The sequence below is a fragment of the Roseomonas acroporae genome (genome assembly GCF_023223525.1).
In the GTDB taxonomy this organism is placed as follows: Bacteria; Pseudomonadota; Alphaproteobacteria; order Acetobacterales; family Acetobacteraceae; genus Roseomonas_E; species Roseomonas_E acroporae.
The window spans coordinates 1-535 of record NZ_JALPRX010000291.1 but is presented as its reverse complement, the minus strand read 5'-3'; the positions used below and the strand labels follow the sequence as shown (position 1 = coordinate 535).

The following is a 535-nucleotide window of genomic DNA, read 5'->3' as shown; positions in this document are numbered from 1 at the left end:
GCCTCACGGCGTTTCGCCGGCAACCTGATGCGGGCGATCAGCAGTGCCATGCCTTGCGCCAGCACAATCGCCGCGCACCCGCCCAGGAACCCCCACGCCATGGCCGCTGACCCGCTCACGCGCCCTCGTCCGATACGGTTGAAGAATCAATTTCCGCCCGCCGCAGGACGCCCTCATGATCCGGGAGCCAGAGCAGGAAAGGACCGGTCGGCATGGTAAAGGCGGTGTCGGCGGAAGGGGCCCCCGTGGTGGGCAGCCCGCATGCGCCAGAGATATTTGCCAACGAAATCTGCGGGATGTTCGTGCACCAGTTCGGCACGGTGCTGGTCACGCTGGCATCGCTGCGCCCGCAGCCGTCGCCGCCAGAGGCTGGCAAGCTGGAGGCCAACGTGGTGGCACACCTGGTGCTGCCGGTGCCGGTCGCGGCGAAGCTGCACGCGGCACTCGGCGAGATGCTGGCGAGCGTTTCCGCACTCCACGCCCAGCCGCCGCCCGGCACGCCAAAGCAGTAGTCGGCACCGTCGAGGTACAGCGG

The 535-nt window shown here is 68.6% G+C and carries 1 protein-coding gene; it reads left to right on the top strand.

Features of this window, described 5'->3' with window-relative positions:
* The first annotated feature begins 296 nt into the window (after positions 1–296).
* The gene (locus M0638_RS28575; protein WP_248670352.1) at positions 297–512 is read left to right on the top strand and encodes a hypothetical protein; all 216 of its coding nucleotides are present in this window, start codon (positions 297–299) and stop codon (positions 510–512) included.
* Positions 513–535 lie beyond the last annotated feature (23 nt).

What these genes read in the sequence shown, in the direction of transcription:
- M0638_RS28575 (WP_248670352.1), top strand. Translation starts at nt 297, where the DNA reads ATGTTCGTGCACCAGTTCGGCACGGTGCTGGTCACGCTGGCATCGCTG.